This is a genomic window from Trichocoleus sp. FACHB-46, assembly GCF_014695385.1.
Taxonomy (GTDB): Bacteria; Cyanobacteriota; Cyanobacteriia; order FACHB-46; family FACHB-46; genus Trichocoleus.
In genome coordinates this window covers 273,755-292,616 of the sequence record NZ_JACJOD010000022.1, presented here as the reverse complement: position 1 = coordinate 292,616, position 18,862 = coordinate 273,755, and the positions used below count along the sequence as shown (strand labels likewise).

Genomic DNA, 18,862 nt, shown 5'->3' with positions numbered 1-18,862 from the left:
ATGAATTGCGATCCGCTCCTTTCCCCACTTCATCCCGGCGGCAATGTGACAGTGCCCAGCCAGAACTCTTCAATTCCCTTCACGATCTGAAATAGCTGGCTGAGGTTGCGGGATTTAGTGATGTAGCAATTCACATGCAAGTCATAGCTTTGAGAAATATCCTCCTCGTTTCTAGAAGTGGTGAGAACAACAACCGGAATTCGTTTCAGATTGGGATCAGCTTTAATTTCAGCTAAAACTTCCCGCCCATCTTTTCGAGGAAGGTTCAAATCCAGCAGAATCAGGTCGGGGCGAGGTGCATCCACATACTCGCCCTCCTGCCGCAAGAACGCCATTGCATCCATGCCGTTGCGAACTGCCACAACTTGATGCGGGACATTACTGTTCTTGAGTGCTTCTTCGATCAGGCGAATGTCAGCTCTGTTGTCCTCGACCAAAAAGATGGTTTTGCACTTTTCGTCCACTTCTACGCTCACGATCGCGTCCCCCTACTGGAATCGTAAAGTAGAATGTTGCTCCCTGCCCTAGTTGGGATTCCACCCAAATTCGGCCACGATGGCACTCCACAATTTTCTTGCAAATTGCCAGACCCATGCCTGTGCCCGCATATTCATCTCGCGTATGGAGACGTTGGAAGATGACAAAAATGCGATCGCTAAACCTGGGATCAAGACCAATGCCATTGTCTTTGACTGAGAATAACCAAGCATCTTCTAGCCGTTGCGCCCCAATATGAATTTCTGGAGGATTCTGACTGCGAAACTTGATGGCATTGCCGACCAAATTCTGAAAGAGCTGCATCAGTTGGGTGCTGTCGGCCATCACGGTCGGAAGCGGATCTTGAGTAATCACCGCGTTATTGGCAGCAATGCGACCCCGGACATTCGCGAGGGCGCGATCGAGGGCTGTTTCTACCTCGGTGAGTTCAAACTCAACGCCTTGGATATCGACCTTGGAGTAAGCTAGCACGTCGTCAATTAAGGTCTGCATCAAGCTCACGCCTTCGACGGCGAAGCCAATGAATTCCTTGGCGTTTTCGTCTAGCTTGTCGTTGTAACGCAGTTCTAGCAGCTGCATATAGTTGGCGACTTGATTCAGCGGTTCCTGCAAGTCGTGGGAGGCCACATAAGCAAACTTTTTCAACTCGGCGTTGGAGCGTTCTAGGTCTTGAGCCAGTTGGGCCAACTCATCAGCTTGGCGCAACACAATATTGATGATGGCTTTTCTCAGTTCTAGCGCCGCTTTCACTTCTACAGAGTGCCAAGGCAGGGAGGTCAAGCGCACGGTTTCTTTCCACAGCTCGAAGGACTTGCGGGGAGAAAGGTGCACCGTCCCTTCCGTCTGCGTTGCGGCAAACGGTTGATTTGGATCGCCGCCCCAATTAACGGTTTGAATTACCTCCGGGCGGAACCACAACACGTAATTTCGTTGAGAAATGGGGATGGCGAGAAGACCGCTAGCTACGTTCTTAAACCGCTCCGCATCTGGGTAAAGCTCGGAGAGAGAATTCGTATAAAAGACTTCTTCCTGAACTTGCTGTCTCAGCCATTGCAGCAAAAAGTTGAGATCCTCTTCCTTGGGAGTTTCTCCAATCAGTGTGCAATTGTTGCCAAAGCAAACCGCCGCTCCTTGCGCCCCTGCCAAGTCCAGTAGATTGGGATTGTGCTTCACCAATCCATCCACAAAGTTTTCTTCTTGGGACATGTAATCCACTAAGGCTGACTGGACATAGGTCAGCTTCATGCGGTAGTCATGATCGGCGGTTTCTTCTCGTGCTGAAATTTCGGCAAAGATTAACCGTCCCAAAAACTCACAGGCTTTTCGCAGTTCGTAGGAAACATATTTAGGAGATTGATGATGGCAAGCAATCAGACCCCAAAGTTTCTGATCTTTCATTAGCGAAATGGTCAAGGATGCCCCCACACCCATGTTGTGGAGATATTCGATATGGCAGGGGGAGGCACTTCTGAGAATCGAAAAGGTGAGATCAAGCGATCGCTGCGTCTCTGGATTTTGGGCGGGAACTAGGGCGATCGCCTCAGCATGAGTATCCGGAATCAGCCGAATCCAATTTGAGGCAAATAATTTGCGGGCAGCCTTAGGAATATCGGATTCGGGATAATGCAGACCCAAGTAAGGTTCCAAATGATCCAGCTTTTCTTCGGCGAGAACCACACCATGCCCGTCGCGGTCAAACTTGTAGAGCATGACTCGATCAAACCCAGTGACTTGCCGCACTTCCTGGACGATTGTTTGACAGAAGTCTTGGAGACTGGAATTCGCTTCTAGCTGGTTAATTGAGGCTCTCGCCAAATGATAGAAGCTGAGAAAGGGAATGCTTTCTTGAGAAAGGGCAGGCTCTAGCTCCAGAATCAAAAAGCCATCAGAACTGCGATGGAAAACTCCATCAAAAACCAAGTAATCATCCCCTTTTTGCCGATTCTTCGTCCAAATCTTAATCGGATTAATTAACTCTAAGCTGCTATCTGCTAGTCCTGCTCTAATCCGTTCTACCTGAAATGGATCGATTAATTCATCTAAGGTTTTTTGTAAAACATTTTCAGGAGTAATCCCAAATACAGCCAGCGTATTATTAGTGACTTGGACAATTTTTAAGTCTGGTTCCGATAAAACTAGCAGAACTCCATGCGGCTGAATTTGATTATGAAACTGAATTGGCGCTTGCTCCAAATAAGCGAGATGAAGCTCTTGTGCTTGTAAAGGGCCTACCATAGATAATTCTCTTCCAGCCTCTGGAAGCCGCAAAGTTAAAGTGTGAGTCTAGTTTCGAATGCTTGACCGTGGACACACGATGAATAAAAACCTTTGTGTGTCTTGAATGATTAATTGGGTAAAGAACTAGTTAGCAAAAAAAAATTCTGATATCCCGATTCTTTACTGCAATATTTCTACTGTAATAATTCACTCTTGCCATTAAAGCTACAAGAATGAGGTTGCAGCTCTAAATTGAATTGATGTTGCGATCGCGTGGCGCTTTTTCCCTCTAATCTAGGCGCGTTCAAAAGTCTACCACGATGATCAAACTGGCATTCTAGAGGAAATATTAAAAAGTAAACACTCAGCTAATATTGCTAATACTTAATATTTAATTAGTAACTCTTTGAAATAATTCGAGACTTGGCTCTGTAAATCGATATGTTTTTGAATATTACTCTATTCAAATACGACAGTGCGATTGCTGTAAACCAACACGCGATTTTCGAGATGCAGGCGCACTGCTCTAGCCAAAACCACGCGCTCCAAATCTTTGCCCTTGCGAATTAAATCATTGACCTCATCACGATGGCTGACTCGCACGACATCCTGCTCAATAATCGGCCCTGCATCTAAATCTTCAGTCACGTAGTGAGAAGTAGCCCCAATGATTTTGACCCCACGCTTGTAGGCCCGCTGGTAGGGATTCGCTCCCGCAAAAGCAGGCAAGAAGGAGTGGTGGATATTAATCACTTGAGGGAAATTAGCAATAAAGTCAGCGCTCAAAACTTGCATATATTTAGCCAGTACCGCTAAATCAATTCGGTACTGCTGAAGTAGAGCTAGCTGCTTGGCTTCTTGCTCAGCCTTATTCTCTTTATTGATAGGAATATGGTGATAATCAATGCCAAATTGTTTGGCGATCGCGCCTAAATCTGGATGGTTGCTAATAATCAACGGAATTTTAGCAGCAAACTCTTGAGCCCGTTGTCGCCAAATTAAATCAAATAAGCAATGGTCTTGGCGGCTGACCCAAATGGCAATTCGAGGCACCGCATCCGAAAAGTGTAATCGCCAATTTGCTTGTAGAGGCTGAGCGATCGCATTGAAAGCAGGCCCAATGAGATCACGCGGCAAATTAAATCCTTCGAGCTGCCACTCAATCCGTGTCAGAAATAGCCCTGCCTCAAAATCGGTGTGTTGATCCGCATGAATAATATTGCCGCCATTGGCATAAATAAAATTGGCGATTTTTGCGACAAGTCCCCTCTGGTCAGGACAGGAGACTAAAAGGGTTGCGGTAGGGCTAGTCATATCAAACTCGGACTGAATGGTTTAGACGCATAGCGAAAAGGGGCAAACCAAAGCTAACCCCTTCATCATCACCGAAATAGAACGCTCAACGGCTTATTCTGCTGGAGGAGCAGGAGTAGACGAAGTGCCAGGATCAGGGCTTGGTGACGAGCTGGAACTTGGATTGGTACTGTCCGCCGGAGGAGGGGATTCAGGGCTAGGGCTAGCGTCTTCTGGAGCAGGCTCTGGGCTAGGAGCCGCATTCTCCGCCGAGGGAGAGGGAGAGGGAGAGGGAGTGGGAGCTTCGGGTGCTGCTTTCCACTCCGACAGTGGACGACTCACAGCATTGTTAAAGTCTGGAGACACCAACAAAACCGATAACTCTGGCGTTCCTGAAGTCGCCGGATCAGCTTGAGCGTACCAAAAGCTCTGATTAAAGTCAGGTTTACCCAAAACAAAACGGTGAGTTTTCTGATCATTCAGCCTCAGCTCAATCGTCGCCGTGGGTTGGTCTAAACCAAAATCCGCTTTCTGAGTGAGAGGCGCTTTAATCGTGCGATCGCTCCGTCCCGTTGCCAGCAAACTCAGCAAGAAAGCTATCGAAGCATCATTCGCTGGCCCCTCCTCCGGAGCCTTCAGCAACCACTGAGATTGAGGTTGCTTAGATTCAGATTGCTTCTCCGTCGGTTTTTCTGTAGCTTGTTCAGTCTGCTTCCCTGGAGATGGAGACGCACCAGCCTTTGCTTCAGGAGTAGGAGCTTTGACAAACTCCAACCTTTGCCCTGATGTCGTTAGCGTCAAAGCTTGAACCTGAGACTCCTCAAAAGCAAAAATTCGCTGCCCCGACCCTTGCACTTGTTGTTCTTGGCCCTTGCCACCCCCGCGAATTTCATAAAAATAGACAAAGCCCCCCAACCCGCACGCCAGTAAGAGCAAAATCAAAGTTTTCGAATTCAGCTTCATACTTGTATTGACCGCTCACCTCGTAATGCCATCTTCGACCTTGGATTTTAGATTTTGGATCGCCGCAAGATCATTCCCCTCACCAGAGTTCCATAGTGCTCTGAATTCAATTTTGGAGGGAGTCTGAGGGACGCAACCGTCCCTCAGCGGCGGTTTGGGGGCGAGTGCCCCAAGGCTCGGATTCTAGCGGCGTCGCCACCACATCACCCCAGCAGTCCCAAAACCCAACAAAGGCAACACGGCCAGCGACAACCAACCCACCAAATTCGCCTGCTGCGCCGTCATCGTAATTCGGCGGTTCTTGTCCTCCTTCGGACGAATCGATAGAACCTGGTCATCCCGCTTGCTCAGCCAACTTACCGAATTAAGGAAAACATCCCCATTTAACTGCTGACCAAACAAACCATCCGTAGCAAAACTAGAATTACCCACCACAACCAGACGAGATTCAGATGGCGTTTTGTTAGCCTCAGTAGTTGGTGTAGGACTAGGGCTAGGACTGGGACTAGCAGAAGGAGAAACAGACGGGCTAGCAGATGGGCTAGGTGAGGGAGAAGCCTGAGCAGATCCCGTAGCCTGAGCCGCCTTGCTTAGCGCCACACCTAACACTAAAGGCCCTTGGCGATCGCGCTCCGGATTAAACTCCAAGTTTTGATTTTTCAGGTCACTTTCCGCCCAACTTTGAGGACTCGTGACCAACAAAGGCGTTTCCTGCACCCCAGAAACAGGAGTCGTTTGAATCGGTCTTGCGATCGGATAAATCGAATAGCGATTGCCAAAATCCTTAGTAATCGGGTGATCGCCATACTGATTAACCACGGAAGCGGTCGGGCCTAACTCAGCGATTTGCTGAGCCGAAGCATTGATCGCAATTCGGTTGCCTAGGGTCACACCCCAATTTTTGAGTAAGCCCTCTAGCTTCGGGTCTACATTGGGGTCAATCATCAGCAACACACTGCCCCCTTGCTGCAAATAAGCGCTCAGCTCCCTAACTTCCTTGTCAAACAAAGCTTGCTTGGGGCCAGCCACCACGACTGCTGCTGCATCTTCAGGTACAGCAGGTTGCTCGACCAAGTTCAGCGGTTCACTGATGAAGTTTTTCTCCTGCAACAAAGCTTTGGCTTGGGCTAAACCCCTTTGACCCTCATCCAAGGAAGACTCTCCGTGACCTTGCAGAAAGTAGATTTTGGCTTGGCGATCGCTCGTAATTTGCTCAATGGCATTGGTCAGTCGTCCTTCTGACAACCGCTCACTCTTCAGGTTTTGGAGAAAACGGCGTTTTTGGCCTGCCTCAATATAGACATCGCCAATATCCTGAATGCCAAAAGATTGCGCCAAGCCTGGTTGAGCTTGTGGATCAACCATCTCAAAATTAAATTGCCTTGACTGGCGCTTGTATTGGTCTAACAAAGCTTGAGTCGGGCCAGAATTTGGATTAGGGCTATTGGGGTCCATAAACACCCAAACTTTCACAGGTTGGGGCAAGCGCCTCAAGATACCCTGTGACTGAGGAGCAAGGGTGTAAAGTTGATTTTCGGTCAGGTCAACTTGATTGGCATAGCGGACTCCCAGGAAATTAATCAAACCTAGGATAACGACGACAGCCAGCGTGGAGAGGAGCGCATTGGTGCTGGCTTGAGTTGAGCGGCGGCCCCAAAAGCCAGAGCCAGGTTGGCTTTGCAGCAGCAGCCAGACCCCAATCAACACAATGCCAGCAACGGTCAGGCCGACCGGAATGCTGCCCCAATTGCCAGACACAGCTCCGGCGGATAAGCCTATAACTACCAGCACTGGCCCAGCCCAGAAGAGCCATTGCCAAGATTGCTTGAACGATTTCCAGGTGGTAGGAATTTGTTTCATCGACTTCTACTCAACCCTTAACAGGGATAGTACTTGCAAGTGGCTTTAGCCAGTGACCCACTCAGCGTGGACGCGGGTGCAATGGCTAGATTAAGAGCGCTGGAATCTGAGCGCTTCAATAGACTGGGCAGTCAAAAACAGGCCCAAAATAATGTAGCTCACGAACAAAATCAAGCCGCTTGTATTCACTACACCGCGAACCAGATCGCCGTAGTGCTTCAGCAGCGATAAGTGCCCGATGGCGTCACCCACAGGCCCCCCCACCACTGTGGCGATCGCCTGGATCGACCAGAGAAGTAAAACGAGGGCAAACGTCAAAATTGCCGCCAAAATGCTGCTATCGGTCAACGAAGACAGAAACATGCCCAAAGATAAAACTGCTGCGGCCATTAGAATCAAGCCACCGTAGCCAGTTAACAACAGCGTGGGATTTAAGGGAGGATTCGCAGCACTCAAAGTAATCGTTTCGTAAACTAGCAAGGGCAACACTAAGGTGATGAAGAAAGTGAGAACTCCTAGCAGCTTGCCTAAGGAGACCACCCAGTTGGTTACGGGAGAGGTGGCTAGCAGTTCCAAGGTGCCCCGCTTGCGTTCCTCGGCGTAAAGCCCCATCGAGAGAATTGGCAAAATAAACAAAGACAAAACTCCCATCAAGCCCAAAAAAGCTTGAATTAGGGCATAAGCCGCATCAAAGGGTTGCCCAATTTGGTCCGCAGCGGCGGCAGTTTGCAGGGTGTCTTGCAAGGCAATCACAAAGAAAAAGCCAGACAAGAACCAAAACACGCCCGCGATCGCATAAGCCAAGGGAGAGGCAAAGTACCCCTGCAACTCTTTGCGATAAATCGCCACAATATTGCTGAGAATCACCCGCATTATGCTTCTTCCTCCGATTCTGCTGACTCAGACACGACAGCAGTTGGTGCTCCAGGCGCGTCTTCAATGACTGGCTCCGCTTCCCCCCCAGCGCTCAACTCAGTCTCTGCACTCGACTCTAAGGCTTTTTCTTCGGTCATCGTCAATTGCAAGAACACATCCTCTAAGCTGGCCTTAGTCCGGCGCATTTCGTAGAGACCTAAACCTCCCCCCACGACAGCAGCGGCAATATCCCGACCTGGATCGCTATCGGCTTCAGCTACTACTCGCACCCGACAGCGCTGAGGCGTTAATGTCTGGTCTGCTAGTTCCTCGATTCGCATGGGCTCTACCAAGCGCACACCGGGAATGGGTTGCACTAGTTGTTGCACAGTGTTGACATCGCCGTCCACGTCTAGCTCATACCCCGACCCCGCATTGAGTTGCGCCATCAAATTTTCCGGGCTATTCGTTGCTACCACTCGCCCGCGATTAATGATGGCGACTCGGTTACAGGTCATGCTGACCTCAGGCAAGATATGCGTGGAGAGAATTACTGTATGAGTCCCTGCTAAGTTCTTAATTAAGTTACGAACTTCAATAATTTGGCGCGGATCTAAGCCCACAGTCGGTTCATCTAAAATAATCGCCGGGGGATCATGCACGATCGCCTGGGCAATGCCTACTCGTTGGCGAAAGCCTTTAGATAGCTTACGAATTAAGGTTTTGCGTTTTTCCACCAAGCTGCAACGCTCTAGAGCTGATTGAACTTGTCGAGAGCGATCGCCCGCACTCACGCCTTTAATTCGAGCCACAAAATAGAGAAACCCCTCCACCGTCATTTCTGGATAGAGCGGAGGCGTCTCGGGTAGATAACCAATGCGCTGCCTCACCGCCATCGAATCTTCGTGAACATCGTAGCCCGCGACTCGCGCACTGCCACTCGTTGCAGGTAAGTATCCAGTCAGAATCCGCATGGTGGTGGTTTTTCCAGCCCCGTTTGGCCCCAAAAAACCCAAGATTTCCCCTGGTTCTACCGCAAATGTCACATCTTGAATCGCAGGGGTTGAGCCATAAACCTTGCTCAACTGTTCAACTTCAATCATGCAAACTTCACTCCCAGGAGTTGTTCATTCCGACAGTTACCCTGATACGTGGCAACAATTTCCTAACTCAACTCAGCTTTAACTTACAGGCCACGCTTTCAACTCACCCCAAAAAGCAATGCGCCTTGCAGTCTGGCAGGATACCAAAATCTGGGATTAACTGCAATTCATCGCCACCTTAATCTATAAGGGCTGCTTTGCTGGCACTCCGATCGCCCGTGGAAATTCACTAGGGGTGGGAGCCACTTTGCGTAAGTAGAGACAGTGTCGCATCCCTTGGCTAACGGGAGTGCTGCATTCTTCGATCGCGGCGATCGCGCCACCCAACTGAGCCACCGCCGGACGCAAGGCTCCGGTTTCTTCGGCAGTCCACTGACCGCGATAGAGCACTGCTTGTCCTTCCAGCTTCAGCAGTGGTAAGGCGTACTCAGCACAAACAGAAGCTGACCCTACTGCTCGAATCAGGGCTAAATCGTAAGCTTCCCGGTGCTCAGGCAACTGCCCGACCTGTTCGGCTCGGTCTACTAAAGTGGTGATATTTTCCAGCTCTAACGTGGTTGCCAGAGTTTGCAGAAAAGTAACCTTCTTCTGAGTCGAATCTAGCAGTGTCACTTGCCAGTCAGGACAGGCGATCGCTGCCGGAATACCCGGAAAACCACCACCTGTACCAATGTCGATTACGCGAAAGGATGAAGGATGTACGCCCTCGCCACTTCCGTAGGGTGGGATGAAGGAGGAAGAGGAGTCAAATTCATCCTTCATCCCTCCTCCTTCCTCCTTGAAGAATGGTGCTATGCCTCGCAACGAGTCCCACAAGTGCTTTTCCCAAAACTCACTTGGCTCGGTAATGCGGGTGAGATTTAACTGACGGTTGCCCTCTAGAATGAGTTCGTAAAGCCGCTGTAACTGCTGTTGCTGGTGCGAGGTGGGCTGCCAGCGGAGAGTTTTTTGCCAAACAGCGATCATTTCTGGCAGGTTCACGGTTTCAAGATCCAACATTAAAGTTAACTTTGGACAACAGATTGAGGTTGCTTCGCATTCATTTCTAGCACTTGGGGATCGACAGACTGCAACTCACCGTGGTTGAGAGTCCAACAGCGGTCAGCGATCGCTAGCAGGTCACCCGCATCGTGGGTCACGATCAACAAACTCCAGTGGTCTTTGAGGCGGGCCAATAAATTGACCAACTGCCGTCGCATGGACCAATCTAGCCCTGCCGTTGGCTCATCTAGTAGTAATAAATAGGGTTGGCGAATCAACTGTACGGCCAAGGCTAAGCGTCGCTGTTGTCCACCACTCAGGGAATGAGGCGATGTTTGTAGAGATAAGTGCCCCAACCCCACTTCTGTTAAAGCCTGATTTACCTTTTCTGTCCCTAGTTCTGGGTGGCCAAGGCGCAGCTCTTCTAGAATTGTGGCACCGCAAAAATGTCGCTCCGGAAACTGGAAGACAAGACCACCCAGTTGCTGGAGATGGGCTGGAGTCAGTTCTTGCTCTCGCCACAGGATGTCACCTGAAGTTTTTTCCGCCAACCCCGCTAGAATTTCCAGGAGGGTGCTTTTTCCTGAACCGCTGGGGCCGATGATCAAGCCCATTTGCTGAGGCGCTAGCTCCAAATTGATTGATTTGAGGATGGCGGTCGGGGTAGCAGTCGGATGATAGATCAGGTTTTTGAGATAGAGCATTAACGATGTTACCAGCGAGGAGCAAGGTTTCTAGCGAAGTGCAAAGCAGTCGATCAATGTCAGGATACAGCGATCGCCGTTGGCTAGAGCCTGTCCTGACGCTGAAATTGCCACCCAAGTTCAATCAAATCAAGCGTGCCAGCCGCTAGTCTAACGAGAAGGAAAGTTGCAAACCTGAGGCTTCGGCTGTAGCGAGGTAGTCATAATTTTGTTTCAACGGTGACAAATTTAGCCTACCCATCGACCAGTCTAACTGGAACCCAAACCGAATGACTGCGTCAAATTTATGCAGCTAGCTGAACCCTTAATCGGTAGGCGATCGCACCTGAACCGAGTGCTTCTAGACCTTTGGCATCAACCGCGATGAGCGAATTTTCAACTCATCGAGTGCCATCCGAGGCTCTAGAGCATTTGCAAGCAGAACGAATTCGAGGAACGTTTTGAGAGGCTCTATTATGACGAACATGCCGATTGCTCCCAGTAGTGTTGGGACAAATGCCCCACCCTGCTCCTCTAGGATGCAACGCCAAAGCCGCCCTGTTTCCGCTTCCCGGCGGTTCGTTTCTGCCGTTGCGGGTACTGCGGCGATCGCCCTTAGCTTATGCGGCAGTCCTGCTTTTGCGGGCGATCCCTTCCGTACTACTAACCAGCATGCCATTGGTAAGAATACCGAAGCAGCCTTCAAAGCGATTTTTGAGCGGGGCGATTACCAAGCTGCCAGAAAATACTTATCTCAAGCTGAACCCAGTGAGCCACTCAGCTATGCCATGAAAGCGTCACTAGCTTACCTGGACAAAGATTGGAATGCCTTGCGAACCAATGCCACTAAGACTCGCGAAACCGCTGAGCAGCTACGTAAAACTGACCCCCTACGCGGCAACTTGTACGTAGCAGTGGGCGAATTTATGGAAGGCGCTTATATCGTCTCCCGTGAAGGTACGGTGCGAGGGACTCCTCAAGCCCTGAACAAACTTCAACGAGTGTTTCAATCATTGAATGCGGCTGAAAAGCTCAGTCCTCAAGACCCAGAACTTAACTTAGTGAAAGGTTTTATGGATTTGATGCTGGCGGTTAATCTCCCCTTTGCCAATCCAGCGGACGCGGTAGAGCGATTGAACAAATATGCCCAGCCTCGTTACTTGGCTTATCGGGGGATTGCGATTGGCTACCGAGACCTGAACCAACCGACGAAAGCGCTAGAGTTTGTTGATCAAGCTCTGAAGGTGACCCCTAACAACCCAGATCTGTACTACCTCAAAGCCCAAGTTCTCGTTAAACAGGGTAAAAATCAGGAAAGCCTAGAATTTTTCCGCAAAGCCTTGGATAAAACCGCTCAATTGCCTCGCCAACTGCGAAACCAAATCGCGTATGAGCGCTGTAGAACCGAATTCCGCATTGATCAAAAAGAGCGCAATTGCAGTACTGAGCTTAAGAAATAGGTCGCGATCGCTCAATCAATTACTCGAAAATACTTCTGAGGGTGTCAAGTATGGCACCTTTTTTTATGGGTGGGTTTCTACAGAGTGGCTACCCTCACAACAGCAGGCTAAACTGGCTGCGGTATTCTGGAATTGCTTAGCTTGCACATTCGCGATCGCTTAAGCCACGCCCCAATTATTCGGTTTTCAAACAAAATGCAAGTACAGTTTCGGGAGTTTGATCCCTTTAATGTCTGGATTTGGCTAGAGTTCAGCTTGAACCCCTCTGAACTAGAAAAACAGTACGTTGAAGAAATTATCAACTCCTGGTTTTTTCTAGGGAAATTAGGCGGGTTTAACGCCGAAAATCTCCAGGTGCAAGATGTTGGCCTAGAAATCAGCTACATGAATTACAACCAGGATGCGGCTGAAGATAGCTTCATGGCCTTGATGCACAACATTGGGGAAGTAGAGTACGAGAGCAACTGGGCCCGTTGTTGGTTCGACTTAGGCACCAGTGACGCGATCGCCCTAGATGTTTTAATCAATTCCTTGCGGCAATTCAGCAAAGATTACGTAGAAATCACAACGCTGATTATTGGCGGAGAGAATGAAGACTGGCCGATCCCCGAAAGCCGCAAACGAGAGTACTCAGAATACGACGATAATTAATCAGCTAACCCATCCGCCACCCCGTTAATTCTGCTAATTAGGTTTGGCGTAGCTTTTGCATCCCATCTTCTAAGAACTATGTACGGAGTCAATCAAATTCGCGTTTTAGCGCTAGGGCTAATCCAAGACCGTCAGGCTGCTGCTGCTGGAAAAGGCGATCGCATCTTTGTCTCGGAAGGATACGACCCAGTGAAACAAAAAACTTTTTATCGAGCCTTAGGAGGTGGCGTAGACTTTGGTGAAACCAGCCTGATCGCTTTGCAGCGAGAATTTCAGGAAGAAATCCAAGCAGAGCTAGCTAACATTCGTTACTTGGGCTGTCTAGAGAACATCTTTGTGTTTAATGGCCAATCAGGTCATGAGCTGATCCAGCTCTACAAATGCGACTTCGCTGATCCTAAATTCTACGAACTGGATGAACTGATGTTTGCCGAAGGCGATCGCCAGAAAAAAGCCCTCTGGATTGAGAGCGATCGCTTCAAATCTGGAGAACTCACCTTGGTTCCAGAGCAGTTTTTTGATTACCTCTAAAGCTTTAAAGAATGAAGGGCACCCACAAGAGGTGCCCCTACTTAAGTTATGGCTACGCCTAACATACAAAACTAGAACGCTAATACATTACCGAAACATACTGCTGAGTGAGCTGTCTTCGTGAATTCTCCAGATTGCCTCACCCAAGATATTGGCCACCGAGAGTACCGTCAGTTGCTCAAAGCGGCTTGTGTCAGGCACTGGAATGGTATTGGTGACAATGATTTCCTCAAACAAGCCACTGGATAGCCGCTCGATCGCCGGGGGTGAGAAAACAGCATGGGTCGCACAAGCATAAACCTGACGAGCCCCTTCCTTGCGTAGGAGGCGAGCTCCCTCACAGATCGTCCCTGCAGTATCGATCATGTCATCCACCAAGATGGCAGTCTTGCCAGCAACGTCCCCAACCACATTGAGCACTTCTGCCACATTATGAGCTTGACGACGCTTATCAATAATGGCAAGTGGAGCATCATTGAGCTTTTTGGCAAAGGCTCGGGCCCGCGCGACTCCACCCACATCTGGCGAAACGACAACAATATCCGACAAATTCTTACTGGCTAAATAGTCAAACACAACTGGTGAACCATAGACATGGTCACAGGGAATGTCAAAATAGCCTTGGATTTGGGCTGAGTGCAAATCCATTGCTAGAATTCGATTTGCGCCAGCCTGAGTAATTAAGTTAGCTACAAGCTTGGCTGTAATAGACTCTCGCCCGGCAGTTTTACGGTCTGCTCTAGCGTATCCATAGTAAGGAATCACAGCGGTAATTTGCCGAGCCGAAGCTCGTCGGCAAGCGTCCACCATGATCAGTAATTCCATCAGGTTATCGTTAACCGGCTGGCACGTCGGCTGAATTAGATAAACATCACACCCTCGGATCGATTCCTGAATTTGGATATAAAGTTCTCCATCGGCAAACCGTTTACGGACCATAGGTCCTAGGTCCATGCCCAAGTACCGAGCAACTTCTTGAGAGAGCGGTACATTGGCAGAGCCGGAAAACAACCGCAGACGACTATTGTCAGAAATAGTCGGCAGAGTTGGGTGAAGAGTCAAAGTTGCAGAACGGATCACAACAGGCCCCCGAAGCGCATTCATCGCAATATTATCATTCTGATCCAGAATCATCCTCCAAAAATTCCCTGAATTAGGTGTAGCTATGGAGAGTAATTTTTGTGGAAACTGACTAGGAATTGTCGCACAAGAGTGGAGAGGCAAACTAGCGATTTTTGGCTGAACAATGCGCAGATTAATGAGAATTTCAGAGAAACTTGCAGATCGGTGGAAGGCAATAGCTGTGTTCACTTCCCCGCCAAACAGTCAGTAAGCAAGCTAAAATTGATCACCTAGCTGGTTTAGGCAAAATTCTTCATTCATATTTGTGAGAAAAATTCTGCCTAGTTTATTGGGGAAATAGGAGCAAACAGCTCCACTTTAAGTAGGGCGAAAAATTTCTTCTGAGGATGGCCTTATGAGCTTGAAAGATCGCATTAGTGAAGATTTAAAAGCGGCAATGAAATCTAAGGAGAAACTTCGCTTAGAAACGATCCGCAGTATTAAAAAGGCATTGTTAGAAAAAGAAGTCAGTCTCAGACCCAGTGGACAGACAGATTTGACAGAAGCCCAGGAAATGGAATTACTGCTGCAACAAGCCAAGCAACGCCGTGATTCTATCGAACAATATCAGCAAGCAGGACGGACAGACTTAGCGGATCAAGAAGCCCAAGAGTTGGCAATTCTGGAAGCGTATTTGCCGGCACAACTCTCAGATGACGAGTTAAGCAAGATCATTGATGAAATTATCACAGAGGTGGGAGCAACTTCACTGAAAGACCTAGGCAAAGTTATGGGGACTGCCATCCAACGAGTTAAAGGTCAAGCCGATGGCAAGAAGATTCAAGCTCTAGTCAAAGCCAAGTTGAGCGAATAAGCTGTTGTGGGAGCACAGCTAGCTTGAGTGTCCCTAAAGTTGCTAGCTAAACCTACTCAGCTGTAGCCTCTTTGTCACAACATAGTTACGGGCGCAATTATAGCTATGGGCCACCCTCAGCTAATTTTTGGTGGCTCTACCTCTGGTGAGCTGAGTCCGTGATGTCCCTGTTGCAATCAATTCAAAGCAAACTAACCTGCTATGCAACCGCCAATTCCTGCCGGGACTATTCTGCAAAACCGCTACCGCTTAGTTAGTATTTTGGGCCAAGGTGGATTTGGCCGAACTTATTTAGCGGAGGATCAAGGGCGTTTTAATGAGCGCTGCGCCTTAAAGGAATTTATTCCGGCTCAGTCGAGTCCTTACGCTTTAGAGAAGTCCAAGGAATTGTTTCAGCGAGAAGCGGCGATTCTGTATCAGATTCAGCATCCGCAGGTACCTCAATTTCGAGCCACGTTTGAACAGGATCAGCGCCTCTTTTTAGTTCAGGACTATGTTGAGGGCAAAACCTATGGCACGTTGGTTCAGGAGCGGACGGCGCAGGGTTATCCCTTCTCGGAGTCAGAGGTGATCCAACTGCTACGGCAAATCTTGCCTGTACTAGCTCACATTCATAGTAAGGGCATTATTCACCGAGATATTGCGCCTGATAATTTGATTTTGCGAGAAAGTGACCACCTGCCAGTTTTGATTGATTTTGGTGTGGTGAAAGACTTGGCGACCCGGATTCAATCCCCGGAGACGGTGCCGCAACCTACTACAGTTGGTAAGTTTGGTTACGCACCCAGCGAACAGATGCAGACGGGCCGCGCTTACCCCAGCAGTGATCTCTATTCTTTGGCGGTACTGGCTATAGTTTTGCTAACGGGCAAGGAGCCACAAGAACTCTACAACGAAAGTACTCTGACTTGGCACTGGCAAGATTTGGCTAAGGTTAGCCCCGGATTGGCTCAGATCTTGAACCAAATGTTGAGTTATAAACCGGGCGATCGCTATCAATCTGTGGCTGAGGTGGTTCAAGCACTACAAGCTCTGACTCAACCTACGGTTGTCTCTCCACCAGCTCCTCCGCCTGCTTATCCTGGGCAACCGCAATCACCTCCTCCGCCTCCCGTTCAGGCTCAAGTACCATCACCTCCACCTCCTCCTACTCAGACACCTCCTCAAACGCCTCCTCAAACGCCTTCGCCCCCGGCTAATCCCAACTTGTCTCAGGTGGCCACTGTTGCCGTGGGTCGCCGACCAGACCCCGTAAATCCCAATCCCAATAGTGATCCCAACCGAACCAATCCTGTAATTCCTGCTCCTTCGAGTGGTCCGTCTTGGGAAAATCCTTGGGCGATCGCAGCAGTAGGAACAGCTTTAGCCTTAGCCGCTGGGCTAGGTTCTTGGGCTTTGGTCACTTCTTTACTACGCTCTCCAAGAGATTCTGTTTCTCCAACGCCTTCCGTTACTATCACCTCTAGCTCTACTCCTAGTCCCACCCCTAGTCCTACCCCTAGTCCGACGCCAACACCCAGCCCTAGTCCAGTTCAATTTAGCCAGCGGCTGAATGTTACTCCTGGCGAACAAAATACAGTTGAAGGCGGGTTGAAAGCTAACGAGACCATTAGTTACATCGTGCCAGGGCAGCAGGACCAAACCCTAAGTGCTTATTTGGGTGGTGAAGGAATTTTAATGACGGTGCTCGCTCCGGATCAAAACCCTGTCAACAATCGCGCTAAGCGTGTCTCCGCTTGGGAAGGAGCGTTGCCCTATACCGGAGACTACTATATTCAACTCAGCCCGGTGCGAGGGATTGCTCAGGCAGATTATAAATTGGAGTTGAACTTAGAGAGTCCTGTTGAGCCAACTCCAACTTCGAGTCCGACGCCTAGCCCGACGCCTAGCCCGACGCCTACTCCTAGCCCTACACCGGGTGCGGTTGATGTCGAGCGAGTCAGTTTTCCCCCAGGGGCAACCGAGACCCAAGTATCTGGTCAGACTAACCCCACGACAATCAAGCGTTATTTAGTCACCGCTCAAGCAGGACAAGTACTCAACGTAGAAATTACGGATGGCGCTGCTACACTCGACATCCGCTATCCAGATGGTCGGTTGGTAGAGGATGCTTCTGGAGTTGTTTCGTGGCAGTCGCAGTTGCCAACGGATGGAGATTACCAAATTGATGTGATTGCAGCTCGCGATACTAACTTCACGCTAAATATTAGCGCCCAGAATCAGGAACCCTCTCCATAGCTATGGTCATCTATGGTCCCAATGATGGGATTCACAGCTCAACCTAACTGATGTAAGGAAGAACGGTAAAGTATAGTTTGAGACTGTCTTTGACTTCGTAATCTAACAGATACCATTCCACTCCCCTTGAACGCACTACTCATTGCTGGAACTGATACAGACGCAGGTAAAACTGTCTTGACGACTGCTCTTGCTGCTTACTGGCAGACTTACTGCCCTACCCGCAGTTTAGGGATTATGAAACCGATCCAGTCAGGGCTGGGCGATCGCGAACTCTATCTGCGCCTTTTCAACCTGAATCAGTCTATAGACGAAATTACCCCGCTTTACTTTCAAGCTCCTTTAGCGCCACCGCTGGCAGCCGATCGCGAAGGGCGCAAAATCGAGCTAGAACTGGCTTGGAAAGGTTTGGAAACGCTCCGACAACAGCGAGATTGGGTGTTAGTAGAATCGCTCGGTGGTTTGGGTTCCCCAGTTACTCACGAAACCACAGTGGCAGATTTGGCTTGGGATTGGCGGTTGCCGACTGTGTTGGTGGTGCCTGTGCGCTTAGGGGCGATCGCTCAAGCAGTCGCTAATGTTGCTTTAGCGCGTCAAGCGCGGGTGCACCTCAAAGGCATTGTGCTGAATTGTACCCAACCTCGCACCGAGCAGGAAATCGAGGACTGGGCACCCAGCGATCTGATTCAGTCTTTAACGAATGTGCCAGTGTTAGGGGTGATCCCCCATTTAACAGATGCCACCGATTTAGCGAAGTTAACGGAAGTTGCCGCTAATTTGGAGTTGGAGCGACTGATGCCAATTGCCATCTCGCCACAAGATTTTTTATCGGTCGGCGATCGCGCTTCAACTTAATTAAACTCACTAAGAACTGTTACAAGCGGGATTGCTCCTCAGGAAGTGACCAATCGACGCTAAATTAGTGGAATAAGCGTTTAGCAAGTGACCTAGCCAAGCGGTTATCTGAGCCACTGGCCCCCATTCGCAGAGGCGACTATGCCAAGATTTCAACGAAACGACAACTTCATCGATAAAAGCTTCACAGTCATGGCAGACATGATTCTCAAAGTTCTGCCAGCCACCAAGAAGGAAAAAGAAGCGTTTGCCTATTACCGAGATGGCATGTCTGCTCAGGCTGATGGAGAGTATGCGGAAGCTCTCGACAACTATTTCGAAGCCTTGAAGCTGGAAGACGATCCCTACGATCGCAGTTACGTTCTTTACAACATTGGCTTAATTCGCACCAACAATGGTGAACACGAAGAAGCCCTAAAGAACTATCTAGAAGCGATCGAGCTGAACCCTCGCTTACCTCAGGCCCTCAACAACGTAGCAGTAATTTACCACTACCGAGGCGAACAGGAAAAAGAAGCGGGCAACGATGAGGCAGCCGAAGCCTTGTTTGATCAAGCAGCTCAATATTGGAAAACTGCCATTCGGATGGCTCCTAACAACTATATTGAGGCGCAGAACTGGCTCAAAACCACAGGCCGTTCGCAGATGGATGTGTATTTTTAGTCGCTTGCTCCTTCTATTGAGTTGACCTACAGCAGCTAATCTTTTTCCATGATTAGCTGTAATTTTTTTGACCTT

The 18,862-nt window shown here is 49.3% G+C and carries 17 protein-coding genes; 7 read left to right on the top strand and 10 right to left on the bottom strand.

The window, feature by feature from the left end:
• Positions 1-29: 29 nt before the first annotated feature.
• The 9 genes from H6F72_RS13410 to H6F72_RS13370 form a co-directional block, all read right to left on the bottom strand.
• Complete coding sequence (locus H6F72_RS13410) at positions 30-476, bottom strand: response regulator (RefSeq protein WP_190436100.1); 447 nt, start codon at positions 474-476, stop codon at positions 30-32.
• A complete protein-coding gene (locus tag H6F72_RS13405) occupies positions 415-2,733 on the bottom strand; it encodes an ATP-binding protein (RefSeq protein ID WP_190436097.1) in 2,319 nt (772 codons plus the stop codon). The genes H6F72_RS13410 and H6F72_RS13405 overlap by 62 nt, the downstream gene beginning before the upstream one ends.
• 441 nt (positions 2,734-3,174) lie before the next feature.
• A complete protein-coding gene (purU, locus tag H6F72_RS13400) occupies positions 3,175-4,029 on the bottom strand; it encodes a formyltetrahydrofolate deformylase (protein ID WP_190436094.1) in 855 nt (284 codons plus the stop codon).
• 93 nt (positions 4,030-4,122) lie between these two features.
• Positions 4,123-4,971: a DUF4340 domain-containing protein gene (locus H6F72_RS13395; protein WP_190436091.1), complete on the bottom strand. Its 849-nt coding sequence runs from the start codon at positions 4,969-4,971 to the stop codon at positions 4,123-4,125.
• 183 nt (positions 4,972-5,154) lie between these two features.
• A complete protein-coding gene (locus H6F72_RS13390; RefSeq protein ID WP_190436089.1) occupies positions 5,155-6,831 on the bottom strand; it encodes a Gldg family protein in 1,677 nt (558 codons plus the stop codon).
• A 90-nt stretch (positions 6,832-6,921) separates the two neighbouring features.
• Positions 6,922-7,704 carry an ABC transporter permease gene (locus tag H6F72_RS13385; RefSeq protein ID WP_190436087.1) on the bottom strand — a complete coding sequence of 261 codons (783 nt, stop codon included), beginning with the start codon at positions 7,702-7,704 and terminating at the stop codon, positions 6,922-6,924.
• Positions 7,704-8,789, bottom strand: coding sequence for an ABC transporter ATP-binding protein (locus H6F72_RS13380; RefSeq protein ID WP_190436083.1), 1,086 nt, complete (start codon positions 8,787-8,789; stop codon positions 7,704-7,706). Before H6F72_RS13380 ends, H6F72_RS13385 begins: the two co-directional genes overlap by 1 nt.
• Positions 8,790-8,972: 183 nt before the next feature.
• Positions 8,973-9,788, bottom strand: coding sequence for a 16S rRNA (guanine(527)-N(7))-methyltransferase RsmG (rsmG, locus tag H6F72_RS13375; protein WP_190436081.1), 816 nt, complete (start codon positions 9,786-9,788; stop codon positions 8,973-8,975).
• A 5-nt stretch (positions 9,789-9,793) separates the two neighbouring features.
• On the bottom strand, positions 9,794-10,474 hold the full coding sequence (locus H6F72_RS13370) for an ABC transporter ATP-binding protein (RefSeq protein WP_190436078.1): 681 nt from the start codon (positions 10,472-10,474) through the stop codon (positions 9,794-9,796).
• Between the two features lie 455 nt (positions 10,475-10,929).
• On the opposite strand from H6F72_RS13370, the gene H6F72_RS13365 reads away from it, so the two are divergent.
• The 3 genes from H6F72_RS13365 (at position 10,930) to H6F72_RS13355 (ending at position 13,095) form a co-directional block, all read left to right on the top strand.
• A complete protein-coding gene (locus H6F72_RS13365) occupies positions 10,930-11,913 on the top strand; it encodes a Sll0314/Alr1548 family TPR repeat-containing protein (RefSeq protein WP_242016916.1) in 984 nt (327 codons plus the stop codon).
• Between the two features lie 195 nt (positions 11,914-12,108).
• The gene (locus H6F72_RS13360) at positions 12,109-12,564 is read left to right on the top strand and encodes a DUF3531 family protein (RefSeq protein WP_190436075.1); all 456 of its coding nucleotides are present in this window, start codon (positions 12,109-12,111) and stop codon (positions 12,562-12,564) included.
• Between the two features lie 78 nt (positions 12,565-12,642).
• The gene (locus H6F72_RS13355; RefSeq protein WP_190436072.1) at positions 12,643-13,095 is read left to right on the top strand and encodes an NUDIX hydrolase; all 453 of its coding nucleotides are present in this window, start codon (positions 12,643-12,645) and stop codon (positions 13,093-13,095) included.
• Between the two features lie 87 nt (positions 13,096-13,182).
• On the opposite strand, the gene H6F72_RS13350 is transcribed toward H6F72_RS13355, so the two are convergent.
• Complete coding sequence (locus H6F72_RS13350; RefSeq protein ID WP_190436069.1) at positions 13,183-14,199, bottom strand: ribose-phosphate pyrophosphokinase; 1,017 nt, start codon at positions 14,197-14,199, stop codon at positions 13,183-13,185.
• A 373-nt stretch (positions 14,200-14,572) separates the two neighbouring features.
• Here H6F72_RS13350 and H6F72_RS13345 point away from each other — a divergent pair, with 373 nt between their 5' ends.
• From H6F72_RS13345 to H6F72_RS13330, 4 genes are all read left to right on the top strand, one after another.
• Positions 14,573-15,031 (top strand): GatB/YqeY domain-containing protein, encoded by a 459-nt coding sequence (locus tag H6F72_RS13345; RefSeq protein ID WP_190436066.1) that lies wholly within the window; start codon positions 14,573-14,575, stop codon positions 15,029-15,031.
• Positions 15,032-15,232: 201 nt separating this feature from the next.
• A complete protein-coding gene (locus H6F72_RS13340; RefSeq protein WP_190436063.1) occupies positions 15,233-17,269 on the top strand; it encodes a serine/threonine-protein kinase in 2,037 nt (678 codons plus the stop codon).
• A 126-nt stretch (positions 17,270-17,395) separates the two neighbouring features.
• A complete protein-coding gene (bioD, locus tag H6F72_RS13335; protein WP_190436060.1) occupies positions 17,396-18,124 on the top strand; it encodes a dethiobiotin synthase in 729 nt (242 codons plus the stop codon).
• Between the two features lie 141 nt (positions 18,125-18,265).
• A complete protein-coding gene (locus tag H6F72_RS13330) occupies positions 18,266-18,787 on the top strand; it encodes a photosystem I assembly protein Ycf3 (protein WP_190436057.1) in 522 nt (173 codons plus the stop codon).
• Positions 18,788-18,862: the final 75 nt, after the last annotated feature.